The sequence below is a fragment of the Hydrotalea sandarakina genome (genome assembly GCF_003254115.1).
In the GTDB taxonomy this organism is placed as follows: Bacteria; Bacteroidota; Bacteroidia; order Chitinophagales; family Chitinophagaceae; genus Hydrotalea; species Hydrotalea sandarakina.
In genome coordinates, this window is record NZ_QKZV01000001.1 from 217,585 (window position 1) to 230,388 (window position 12,804).

Consider the following 12,804-nt stretch of genomic DNA (forward strand, 5'->3'; position numbering starts at 1 on the left):
TGCAATGCCAATAAGCGTTTTCAAAGAAAATAGAACAAAAAAAATGAAGTTTTTAGGAGGCATACTTGGCTTATTTGCCTCCTTTTTTATTTCTGTGTACCTAAAACAATTCTAACTGCTGTGGAATAGGCTGGCTCGGTGCTTCTTTTTTCCCTTGAAATAGTTCCATCATGCCAAATTGTTTATCGGTAATGGTCATTATACCTACATGTCCTTTTTCCGGCAGGTTCTTTTTTACGCGTTTAATATGTACGGCGGCATTTTCCATACTGGGGCAATGGCGGAGGTAAATGGAAAATTGAAACATGATGAATCCATCAGCCAACATATTTTTTCGGAATTGTTGGGCTGCCCTTCTTTCTGCCTTGGTTTCTGTTGGCAGGTCAAAAAATACCATTACCCACATAATTCTATAGGCATTAAAACGTTCTGCATTTTTTTGTTGCGCCGCCATATTGGCCAATATGCATTGAATGTTTAGTGATTATTAATAAAAACGATTATAAAAAGTGATTTATTTTAAACTGATGGGCTATTTTAATTGAATTGCTTATTGAAGCTCAGGAAAGGATAGTTTTCGTAGTTCACCGGTATAGCATTTGCTCAACGAAAATGCCGTTTTTTGCATAGCAATCATCAATGGGCTGGTTTGATTATCAATAATGGCATCTTGGGTTAATACATTTAACAATTGAATTTTCAATGGTTGGGTTAATGTTGTTACCAATGATGTTTCGTGAATAATTTGACGAACTATTGCATCTACAAATGGGCGATAGGGTTCCATCATGTCATCGGCCAAACAATAGGCATTATATCGGTTGCGATGAAAGATGCCTAAAGTTGGCAATAAACCTGCTCCTGCAATGGCGCGGGCCATGGCAGCCCTTATAATGGCATAGCCATAATTTAATAAATTGTTGGGTGGGGGGCCTTCTCGGTTTCTAAAAAACTGCCAGGATGCAGGAAATAAGTGGCTCCAATAATAAGCAGCCGCTTTTGCCTCGGCATTATCGGTATCGCCGCTTTTAACTTGCTGTTGAGCTGTATTTAAATATCCTGCGGGTACTTGCCATTTTTGTAAAATGGCAGCTTGATTTTTAATTTTTGCTTTTATGGTTTGTTGCCATAATTGCTTTTTTAAAGGTTCACTGGCATTTATTTGTGCTTTAAAGCGCTCGCTTTGCAAGGTATGACTTTCCAACGGTAACAACATACCGCTGGGGTGGTGGTTTGCATTACAGGTAATTACGGCAATATTGTTAGCCACCAGTTTGTCTAATAAAAAATGGGTAATGGTAATTTGAGGATGCTCTATCACCAATACCCCAATGTCCTCAATGGGCACGGTTTTATCTTGCCGGTCTTCCAATCCTTTTATATGGGCATAGCTAATTACCAACTGCTCTAAGTTGAATTTTAAATGACATGGATTTTCTATGCAAAGGGTTCGCTTCAGCATGTGGAAAATTAATTTATGACCAATTTTTATATTGCGATGTATAACATAAAACAGTAAGTTTAATTATGAGGAGTGTAATTGTCATAATTTTTTGCAAATAATCTAAATTTTAGCTAAATATTTCCTGAAAATTATCCATAAGAAATAAAATGATATCATTTTTAAAGTGTATAAATAATTAGTTGTTCTAAATTAATTTTATTTAAGCCGCTTGTGTAATGAAGCATATTTTCAAACAGATTTTTTTATTAATCAATTAATTGTTTTCAAAGTTAATTTTTGATTGGTTAGTTAAAAATTAAATATGTTAAAAAATGCTTTTGTGGCGATTCCTAATACTCACCTACATATACAATTTGCCCAATGTGATTTAATCGAACTTTGATAATCCCTTTTAACTTATTTGGTGTTTGAATTAACTCCCAAGTTACTTTTCTTAATAATTTATTTTCGCTAACAGAAGTTTCCAGGTGATGCCTGAACATATAATTTTTTGTGGAAATTTTTTGTACCCTAAATAAATTCGGACTTATCAATGCGTAGTTATCAGGATTTAACAAATCAATTTCTTTTGGGCTGAACCCATTTTTTTCATTAGGAAAAACAAAGTATTCGTTTTGTTTCATACTGAACAAAAATTGCCAACCTTCTTTTTTATTAAATTCTTTGTCAATTATTGGTAATCCTAGATTGCGGCGTGTAACTGCTTCGTAAAAAGATATTACATTTTCTTGTAAGTTGCCTTCTTTATCTAGAAATATAGCTACATGATGGTTGCTGCCAGTATTTACAAAATCAACAGGGTGTGTCTTGCAATTTTCATCTAAGATTAATTTTCCATTATGATCTTTTTTGGTATGTAGTGCTTGTACATTGTTAATACCCGAAATAGTTACTCTTTTTATTGATTTACCATTTTTGTTTATAATTGGGTTCTCGATAAGGTTGGAAAATGCAGTTTCTAATACTTTTTTTTGTTCTTTCTTTTCAACTCTTTTATTATAATCTTCTATTTCTAGTTTTGTTTTTTTATATCGTTCAATTAATATTTTTCTAATGCCCTTATCAAAAATAAATTCAATAGCCTTGTCATAGGATTTATCAATTTCTCTTTCAGATAGATTGGTAGCTTCACCTAATGCTTTTTCAAAAATATCTTTCTTTTTTGCATCCTTAAATAATTCGGGACAAATTTCTTTACGAATAGTGTATACAGTTTCAAAATTTTTCGTTTTTACTTTTTCGGGAACAGTAAGGGTTTTTGCTTCATCAATATAAATCGGATGTTTTTTAGGTGTATTTTTTGAGCCAAATGCTTTTTTCGGATCATTTTTATTTTCCTGCAAGTGCTTAAGCAAGGCATTTTTGTATACAGGCTTGCATACAGTTTTAATTTTTTCCTCGTCAAAGGTTGTACCAATTTTTTCTAGTTTTACTGTGTATTTTTTTTGGCTCCCGTAAACAGTTTCCAAATGTAATTGCCCACGTGGCGTAAGTTGTACTTTTTTGTTTATGCTGTTTTTTTTCTTTGTAATGTTAATATTTTTGGTAGTAACTTTATTTTTTGCTTTAATAGAAACTAAAGTATTTTCTAAATGTTTTTTTGCTTCTGCTCTAAATTCCTTTATTTCTATAGGTGGTTTGAATAATAACTTTCCTTTATCGTCTCGGTAAAGTTCTTTTTGTTCTATACCATAAATAACTGAATTTTTGTCACTCCGTGCATTCAAGTTGTTTAGATATTGAACATATTGCCGTTTAGTAAAGGCAACAGTAAGTGCATCTAGTGCATGATGTCGATGGTCGTTTCGTTTTGTCCAATCTTTAATTTGCTTCACTATTTTGCCGTCTCTGTTAGTGAACTCTTCGACCAATTGAACTGCTTTGTATTTGTCCCAATTTAATTCTTTCAATACGTCAACTAATTGCCAATCTTCACGTAAACGTTTAGTTATTGAACCTGACGTGCTCACGACATTTTTTACTAAACTTTCTAACATTGTTTTAGCATATTTGGCAATATATCTTGTATCTGATAAATCACGATTAATAAAGTCTTCAGGAATATCTTCACCTGTAATAATTAATTTTTTTAGCTTTCCAGAATAATATTTGTTAATTACCTGTATTTGTTTTTCCGCTTCGGTTAACTTATTCCATTTTTCTCTTGCTTCTTTTTTCATTAATGATTTTTCATACTCTGTTTTATAATAATCAAAGTCTTTTTCATTTTTCTTTCCATAAACAGAAATGATTCTGTTTAAAAAAATATTTAGATTATCATAGCCTTTTCCTTTTACATAATCAAAAGCGGTTTGATTTCCTTTTTCAATATTAATACTTCTAACCTCCAAAGTTTTATTTGAAAATGAATCATCAAATAATCGAGACTGTGGAATGATATGTTCAATATCAAATTCTTTACTAAATAATTTTTCTTGAGGTATATATGTATCGGAATATAGAGTTCTGTAACCGTTATTTTTTAATTCTTCATATAATTTATAACGAATTATATCGTTTTGAGTTACATTAGTTAAACCGAACTCTTTTTGCAATTTAGTTTTAATTTCATCATTCTTTTTTGTTGTATCATCAATTTCTTTAGTCATTTCTTCCCGTTCTTTTGCACTTTTTTTCAGCTCACGAGCTAACTCAATGCGTATTTCATCAGGTTTGCCATAGGTATCAATAATCGTATTGACTACATTAATCATCTGATTTAAAATTTTCTCCACAACAGGATTTCGTAAATGATTTTTCGGCAAAATATCAAGCCGGTTTTTATAAATTTTGTTTTCAATTTCCTCTTTTGTAAGCGAATTTGCCGAATGCTTGTAACCCGCAAGCGCACAAGCCACATCATATTTTTCACCTGTTTTTAAATGAGGCAATATTTTCTTGATTGCTTTTGCACTCAAATTTCCGTAATCACTTTCAAAGACCACTCCTGCAAGAATAACTGCAGCCTTTTTTTCAAAACCATAATCGTTTTTCAATTTATTGATTAGCTTTTCGTTTCCTGTAATTGATTTATCACCCTCAAACGAATAGAGTAAGTGCCAAAATTTGTATAATGTCTCTGTATTTGGGTGCAAAATATCCTCATTGTAATTAAGCGTTTTAAATATTTTTGAAACTTCAATTAAAATTTTTTCAGCAGATTCTTTTAGATTCAGTTCATAGCCCGATAGTTCTATAATTTTTTGATAGGCTTTAAATAATTCAGCCTGTGTTTTATTCCCTTCAATGTTATTGAAATTGATCTCAAAATCTTGTAAATCCAATAAAGCAAGTATTTCGGCCTTTGAAAGTTTTTCTTTTACGCTCAATTCTGAGAATAAAATATTTTTTTCCTTAAGTTCCAATGTTCTAGCATTCGGTTTGGTCTTTTTATTTTTTTCGCTTATAGGAAAAATTTCTATATCATTTAATTTTTGCCAAATTCTAAATTCCTGAAATAATGGTGATGAGCGAGGAATAACATGACTACCGACAATTTTAGTAATCTTTTTTCCATTTTTTTCTATTTCAATTTTTCGGTTTTCAAATTCACAAAAACTAATTAATCCATTTTTACTTTTTAATCTTCTTTGAAAAAAAATAATTACATCACGAATTTCTTTTTTTAGTTCTTGGGTCAGTTCTTCGTGATATTTAGCTTGTTCATCCCAAATAGTATTAAACTCATCTAAATAATCTTGACGATAAAAAACCATATTGCGTAAACTCGCATTTGGATTTTTATCCAATACACTCATTTGATACTGTCCAACAGTTTGTTTGTTGAAATATAACTCTTTACTTCGGTCACTGATTTCCCCTAAATAGCCGCTTGAACTATTGATTTGCGAATTTAGTTTTTGAAAAATAATAGATAAACTTTCCAAATCCATTTTTTCGGAAAGTGCTTTCACACGCCACTCAAAATTTTCTTTTTTTTGTGCATCTCCTTTTGTAGTACGTTTTACACCTATAAGTTTAAGCGGTTCCTGTAAAATTGCCCAGGTTGTTTTTTCGTTTTTATTGTGTAATTTTTCTTTTAGTTCATCCGTTAAAATATCGGGATAAAACTCTTTTTGTTTGTACCATATTTTATCAAACTCTTTTTGCAAATCCGACCTATAAAAATCGGGTAAATACTTTTCCCCATTATTCAATAATTGTAAGCAGAATTGTCCGGGAGTCAAATTTTCATTATACAATTTTTTTGCAATTTCCATTCCATCAATCAATACTCCCTCTTCTGTTCCTTTTGCTTTACGACTACTTTTGTAACCGCGCTTTTTGTTTATCATTAATAAAACTCTGGCAAATTGTTCTAGTGAAATTTTTTCACTTGCCGCTTTTGCCCTTAGTCTGTGTGTCTCAAAAGTACTAAAATTACCATTTTCAGATAAATTAGTTTCTTTCAATATAAACTTGTGTTCTTTTAAAATCTCAATTAGGTTTTCTCTGCGAAGTTTGTAACGTTGTAAATTTCTTCTAATACTCCGTTTGAGCGTTCTGTTGGCATTAGTGGTAATACTTTTTCCTTTTTTAAAATTCTGCTGTTCATCAACTGTTAATGGATTCAAACGCACACCAATTTTAATTATAGATGATTTTTCATTGTCATTCTCAGCTTCATTTACTAAAGCCCAACCTATGCTTGTTGTACCTAAATCAAGTCCTAAAATTTTTTTTCCCATATTTGTTTCTTTAATTAATTAATTTATTATTTTTATGTCATAATTTGAAAGCAAATCACAATAAGGATTATTCCGTTGTGAAAACATTTAAGTCGCCTCACCTTACAATGTGGGGCTTTTTTCTTCCCCAAAATACAAAAATTTTAATATTTGTATAATTCCATCTCAGCTTTTTTTATAAATGGTTCATCGTTGCATGTATTTGTGTTTTACCTTCATCTAAAATTTTCAAACACATGAGAAAAATATTTGGCTTACTGGCTGTGGCTTGCTGTATGGCAGCTTATTTGCCGGCACAACAAAAAACAATTCCTATTCATGAACTGGTTACCGGTAAACCACCTAAAGGTTTTATGCAACCATTGCCTTCTGTTATGGAGTGGCTCAATAATAATGAATTGGTTTTAGCACAACGTGGCGAAAATAGAAGCGATGTTAAACTGTTGCGCTATAACATTGCTTTAAATACAACAACACCTTTTACGCAAAATAAAGAAGCGCAACTGGGTAAACGCGTTACCGTTATGAACAACGATTTGTTTTTATTCATCAATGGTAATCCCACTCAAATTACGCACGATACTGCGCAGGAAAGAAACCCTACTTTTTCACCGGATAGCAATTTTATTGCTTACACCAAAAACAATAATTTATATGCTTACAATATAGCTAATCAAAAAGAAGTGCAATTAACCTTCGATGGCTCTGCCACTATTTTAAATGGTTATGCCAGTTGGGTATATTTAGAAGAAATTTATGGTCGTCCTACACATTATCGGGCATTTTGGTGGAGCCCCGACAGTAAAACCATTGCTTATGCCCGCTTTGATGAAAGCATGGTGCCTATTTTCCCTATTTACAGCAGCCAAGGGAAACATGGTTATTTAGAAGAAACCCGCTATCCACAACCCGGTGATAAAAACCCTGAAGTTAAAATTGGTTTTGTTCATCCAAACGGTGGCAATACCACATGGGCTAATTTCAATGAAAAATACGATCAGTATTTTGGATGGCCTGTTTGGCGCAGCGATAATAATAGTTTGTGGTTACCTTGGATGAATCGGAAACAAGACAGTTTAATTATTTATGAAGTAAATACACAAACGGGTACACGTAAACCGGTATATACCGAAACGCAGAAAACATGGATTGATTTAGAAGATAGGGTAGGTGGGCGCATTAACTTTTTAAAAAATGGCAAAGGTTATATTGCGCAAAGTGATAAAAGCGGATGGAATATGTTGTATCTCTATAACATGGATGGTACTTTGCAACATCCTATTACCAACGGAAAATACACAGTTACCGGCATTGAATATATTGACGAAGCTAATCGCATAATTTATTTTACAGCAAGGGGTATAGAAAATTCTACCAGAATAGATTTGTACAAAATAAGTTTTGATGGCGGAACCCCAAAACGATTAACATTTGGGAATTATACTCATTCCATTAATTTTTCGCCATTCGGTAATTATTTTATTACCACATACAGCAATACACAAACCCCTGCCCGTATGGCATTGGTTGATGTAAATGGTAAAATAGTCAAAGAGTTGGGTAATGCCAAAGGTGCTGAAATGGACCAATATGCTATTGCCAAAACCGAAATTATACGCATTAAAAGTGCAGATGGTTTATTTGAATTACCTGCTTTGGTTACATGGCCTACTCATTACGATAAAAATAAAAAATATCCCATGTTAATCAGTATTTATGGCGGCCCTAATGCCGGTACTGTATGGGATAAATGGAATTGGACTGCGAACAGGGAATTGTTAGCACAAGAAGGATTAATTCAAGTGGCTTTCGATCACAGAGCCAGTGGCCAGTTTGGAAAAGCAGGTGTAAATTATATGTACCATGATTTGGGGTATTGGGAAATGGAAGATTACAGCACTATGGCAAAATGGTTTATTAACAATGCAGGTGCCGATCCTGCCCGTATTTGCATTACCGGATTCAGTTACGGTGGATACATGACGTGTTTAGCATTGACGTATAAGTCTGATGTGTTTACTTATGGCATGGCCGGCGGAAGCGTGGTAGATTGGCAGTTGTACGACAGCCATTATACTGAACGTTACATGGGCACACCGGCAGATAATGAAGAGGGATATAAGAAAAGCAGTGTTTTAAATTATGTAAACAATTATAAAGGCATGTTACAAATTGTGCATGGTACCATGGATGATAATGTGCACATGCAAAACAGCATTCAATTAATTAGTGCATTGGAAGATGCCAAGAAGCCTTTTGAAATGATGTTATACCCGGGCGGCAGACATGGATGGCCTTATTTACCGGCTAAGTGGGATGATTTCCAAAATTTAAAAACCAAATTCATTTATAAATATTTGTTGCGAAAATCTGTTCCGGAAGGACTCATTCACTAAGCCAAAAGCCTCAACTTTAAGTTGGGGCTTTTTTGTAGGGAATATCATCTCGTTTCAGTATTCATTACTTACTATTCAAACTATTGTAAACAAGCTTGCATCATTCTTTCAATGACCCTGCATTAATGTTTGCTAATATTTTAAGTTTTTTATGTTAAAAAATTTAGTATTTCAATTTTTTTTATTAAATTTGCTGTTCTTTCATTTAAAATAGCTGCATGCATATAACTCTACCCAACTTTATTTAATCACCTAAAACCTCGGTAGCATGCAAATGTTATTGTTAGAAACCGCATTACTGATTGGCGGATTCTTTTTATTTATTTATTTGTCAGCAGGAATTGACGCCATTACTTCCGGCATAAAAAATTTAAGAAAACGAAATGTAATACGGATAATTTAAAAAATTATTTCCTTCATTGTAATTGCCGCAGGGGTTTTATTTACTTTCTTTTTAATGGTATTATTCAGCTACAAACCGGAAAAAGATAGTAAAAAATAGTTTTTATGATATAAATGACGCATCAGGTATTTGAAACAGAACTTGGTTAATTGAATTACATGAGGTAATTCTAACATCAATACACTAAAAAAAGCTGATACATTCCTATTAGGTGCACATGTTATTCATCGGCAGCAATAAAGGTTTTATCATGTTTTGATGATTGTCTTGGACATTGAAATAGGTGATTCATCATTTTGAAATGCCTTTATTTTAATTTTCAGAATCAAATTACTTTTACATTTGTTATGCTTTAAAAGCATTTACAACGAATGTATTTTCATGAATATGGCCAACACTATTTTAATAATTGATGATGAAGTGAAGCTTAGAAGCTTATTGGCTAAAATGTTGATGCTGGAAGGCTTTGAAGTACTTCAGGCCGGAGATGGTAAATCGGGATTAAAGAAATTAGAACAACAAAATATTGATATTGTACTTTGCGATGTAAAATTACCCGATGAAAATGGTATTGAATTATCTGCCGCCATCAAGCAAAAGTATCCTACCATTGAAATTATTTTAATGACGGCATACGGCACTATTCCGGATAGTGTGAAGGCCATTAAAAGTGGTGCTTTTGATTATATAACCAAGGGTGATGATAATTTAAAAATAATTCCCTTACTGCATAGGGCAATGGATAAAGTAAAGCTGGCAAAACGCGTACAGCAACTGGAGAAACAGTTAGTTCATAAATATGCGTTTGATAGTATTATCGGAAAATCAACAGTCATTCAACAGGCAATTGATGCAGCTAAAAGGGTGGCACAAACGGATGCAACGGTTTTATTATTGGGAGAAACAGGAACGGGAAAAGAAGTATTTGCACAAGCTATTCATCAGGCAAGCAAGCGTAAACAAAACAATTTTGTCGCAGTGAATTGTTCGGCTTTCAGCAAAGATTTGTTAGAAAATGAATTGTTTGGTCATAAAATGGGAGCATTTACCGGAGCCACGAAAGATGCAAAAGGTATTTTTGAAGAAGCCAATGAAGGAACCATTTTTTTAGATGAGATTGGCGAAATGCCCATTGATTTACAAGCCAAACTGTTGCGTGTTATTGAAACAGGCGAATTTTTAAAACTCGGCGATACCGTGCCTACTAAAGTGAACGTACGGTTAATTGCTGCAACGAATAGAGATTTAAAACAAGAAATTTTAAATGGAAAATTTCGTGAGGACTTGTATTACCGTATTTCTGTTTTTCAAATTCAATTGCCTTCCTTGTGTGAAAGATTAGAGGATATACCTGTTATTGCAGCCTATTTCCTAAAACACTTCTCAGAAAAAATAAACAAGAAAATAGAAAATATTAGTCCCGATTATATTCAACTCTTGCAAAACCATACTTGGAAAGGCAATATTCGAGAATTAAAAAACATTATTGAACGAAGCGTTATTTTAACCGATTCGGATGTTTTGCAGCCCGAAACCTTGCCTATTGATTTTCTGCAAGATTTTAATAGGGATACTATGCATCAATCGGGTATTTTTGATTTAGCCTCTGTTGAAAAAGCACATATTCAAAAAGTACTGCAATATACCGGTGGTAATAAAACGGAAACTGCTCGTTTATTGAATATTGCTTTAACTACTCTTTACAGAAAACTGGAAGAATACAAAATTTCCGTTTCCCCTCAATAAATTTCTATTGTTACCCTTTCAAAACGATAGTCTTACCCTTTCAATTTGAAAGGGTATTTTTTTGCAAATGAATAATGAAAAAATTTCATAATTCAGTCCTGTATTACATTTTATTGATCTTGAAAATTCTTGGTCTTTCATTTGCCACCTATAATGCCAAAATGAATGAGCCATGCCAAAACTGAACACCTCATAATGATGCTTTAAGTTATGTATTTAATTTTCTAGTCAACGAATTATATCACCACCTTATCAATCTTCATGCAAAATGTTTATCGTTTTTATTATAGCAATATTGGTATTCATCTACATGTGTTATGTACTTGTGCATCCTGAAAAATTTTAAAGCAAATTTTATTAAACGTCAGGTAGAAAAGTTTTAAAGTTTAAAAATAATTATAATGCAATCTTATTCGGAATTATATGGTGTAATTGCCATGTTCATAATCGCTGTATTAATTGCCATCCCATTGGGTAGATATATGGGAAAGGTATTTTTAGGAGAAGATACCTGGTTAGATGTTGTGTTGAATCCGGTTGACCGCTTCATTTACCGCTTAATTGGGATAGATGAAAATGTTGAAATGAATTGGAAACAACACATCAAGGTATTGTTGATGATTAATTTTATTTGGTTTGTATTGGCCATGTTGGTATTAACAAATATGGCGCATCTGCCATTCAATCCCGATCATAATCCATCCATGCCACTCGATTTGGCTTTTAATACCGCTATCAGTTTTATTACCAATACTAATATTCAGCACTATGCAGGCGAAACAGCCATGTCGTATTTAGGACAATTGGTATTAATGCTCTTTCAGTTTATTAGCGCAGCCAGTGGTATAGCCATTTCTATTGTTGTTATTAAGGCCATGAAAGAAGGGATTAATTTACCGTTGGGTAACTTTTATTTTTACTTTGTTCGTACATGTACAAGAGTATTATTGCCTATTTGCATTGTACTGGCCATTATTTTTTTATACAACGGTGTGCCCATGACGTTTCAAGGTAAAGACACCATTACAACTTTGCAAGGTGATACTGTACAAGTTAGTAAAGGGCCTGTTGCAGCTTTTGTTGCGATCAAGCAATTGGGTACAAATGGTGGGGGGTTCTTTGGACCCAATTCTGCTCATCCGCTGGAAAATCCGAACTACTTTACCAATATGGTTGAAACAATAGCTATTTATTTATTACCCATTGCTTTAATCTTTACCATGGGCTATATGCTGAATAGAAAAAAATTAGCTTGGATTGTTTTCGGTATTATGACCTTAGGATTCATTCTTTTGGTGGTTCCCACCATTAGCATGGAGGTTAGGGGAAATACAGCCATTGCCAAAATGGGTATTAATAATATTTCTGGAAATATGGAAGGAAAAGAAGTTCGCTTTGGTTCAATGGCTTCAGCCTATTGGGCAATTGCAACAACGGTAACCAGTAATGGTTCTGTAAATGCCATGCATGATAGCTTTATGCCATTATCAGGTATGTGTGCAATGTTGGGAATGATGATTAATGCCTTTTATGGTGGGGTAGGTGTAGGATTTTTAAACTTTTATATTTTCATGATCTTAGCCGTGTTTATCAGTGGTTTAATGGTAGGAAGAACACCTGAGTTATTGGGTAAAAAAATTGAAGCTCGTGAAATGCAAATTGCCATGATTGTTGCTTTGTTGCATCCATTCTTAATTTTAACCGGTACCGCTATTGCTTCCTATTTGTATGCGCATCATCCTGAACAATATGCAGCATGGTTATCTAATCCCGGCTATCATGGCTTCAGCGAAATGTTGTATGAATTTACTTCAGCAAGTGCCAACAACGGTAGCGAGTTTGCGGGGCTAAATGCGAATACGGCCTGGTGGAATATTGCCGATGGAATTGTGATGTTATTGGCCAGATTTATACCAATCATTGGTCCGGTAGCAATTGCCGCATCTTTATCGCAAAAAAAATATATTCCTGCCGGTGCCGGCACTTTACAAATTGATACCCCAACATTTGGCATTATGATTATTGCGGTAATTATCATTATTGCAGCATTATCCTTTTTCCCTGCACTGACACTGGGTCCTGTTGCCGAATATTTTTCTTTCTAAA

General features: G+C 33.4%; 7 protein-coding genes. 4 read left to right on the forward strand and 3 right to left on the reverse strand.

Annotated features, from left to right (window positions below):
- Positions 1-100: 100 nt before the first annotated feature.
- The 3 genes from cas2 to cas9 form a co-directional block, all read right to left on the reverse strand.
- Positions 101-454 carry a CRISPR-associated endonuclease Cas2 gene (gene cas2, locus LX80_RS01000; RefSeq protein WP_111293529.1) on the reverse strand — a complete coding sequence of 118 codons (354 nt, stop codon included), beginning with the start codon at positions 452-454 and terminating at the stop codon, positions 101-103.
- Positions 455-550: 96 nt separating this feature from the next.
- Positions 551-1,462: a type II CRISPR-associated endonuclease Cas1 gene (gene cas1, locus LX80_RS01005; RefSeq protein WP_111293172.1), complete on the reverse strand. Its 912-nt coding sequence runs from the start codon at positions 1,460-1,462 to the stop codon at positions 551-553.
- A gap of 332 nt (positions 1,463-1,794) precedes the next feature.
- Positions 1,795-6,153 carry a type II CRISPR RNA-guided endonuclease Cas9 gene (cas9, locus tag LX80_RS01010; RefSeq protein WP_111293173.1) on the reverse strand — a complete coding sequence of 1,453 codons (4,359 nt, stop codon included), beginning with the start codon at positions 6,151-6,153 and terminating at the stop codon, positions 1,795-1,797.
- A 236-nt stretch (positions 6,154-6,389) separates the two neighbouring features.
- Between cas9 and LX80_RS01015 the strand changes: the two genes are divergently transcribed.
- The 4 genes from LX80_RS01015 to kdpA all read left to right on the forward strand — a co-directional run bounded on the left by LX80_RS01015 (position 6,390) and on the right by kdpA (position 12,803).
- The gene (locus tag LX80_RS01015) at positions 6,390-8,549 is read left to right on the forward strand and encodes a S9 family peptidase (protein ID WP_111293174.1); all 2,160 of its coding nucleotides are present in this window, start codon (positions 6,390-6,392) and stop codon (positions 8,547-8,549) included.
- Between the two features lie 268 nt (positions 8,550-8,817).
- Positions 8,818-8,952, forward strand: a complete 135-nt coding sequence (locus LX80_RS14650; protein WP_262509747.1) for a hypothetical protein — start codon at positions 8,818-8,820, stop codon at positions 8,950-8,952.
- Between the two features lie 387 nt (positions 8,953-9,339).
- Positions 9,340-10,698, forward strand: coding sequence for a sigma-54-dependent transcriptional regulator (locus LX80_RS01020; protein ID WP_111293530.1), 1,359 nt, complete (start codon positions 9,340-9,342; stop codon positions 10,696-10,698).
- Positions 10,699-11,099: 401 nt separating this feature from the next.
- Positions 11,100-12,803 (forward strand): potassium-transporting ATPase subunit KdpA, encoded by a 1,704-nt coding sequence (gene kdpA / locus LX80_RS01030; protein WP_111293175.1) that lies wholly within the window; start codon positions 11,100-11,102, stop codon positions 12,801-12,803.
- The last annotated feature ends 1 nt before the right edge of the window (position 12,804 follow it).

Coding starts and splice junctions, on each gene's coding strand:
- LX80_RS01020 (WP_111293530.1), top strand. CDS start 9,340: ATGGCCAACACTATTTTAATAATTGATGATGAAGTGAAGCTTAGAAGC.
- cas9 (WP_111293173.1), bottom strand. CDS start 6,153: ATGGGAAAAAAAATTTTAGGACTTGATTTAGGTACAACAAGCATAGGT.
- LX80_RS14650 (WP_262509747.1), top strand. CDS start 8,818: ATGCAAATGTTATTGTTAGAAACCGCATTACTGATTGGCGGATTCTTT.
- cas2 (WP_111293529.1), bottom strand. CDS start 454: ATGGCGGCGCAACAAAAAAATGCAGAACGTTTTAATGCCTATAGAATT.
- LX80_RS01015 (WP_111293174.1), top strand. CDS start 6,390: ATGAGAAAAATATTTGGCTTACTGGCTGTGGCTTGCTGTATGGCAGCT.
- cas1 (WP_111293172.1), bottom strand. CDS start 1,462: ATGCTGAAGCGAACCCTTTGCATAGAAAATCCATGTCATTTAAAATTC.
- kdpA (WP_111293175.1), top strand. CDS start 11,100: ATGCAATCTTATTCGGAATTATATGGTGTAATTGCCATGTTCATAATC.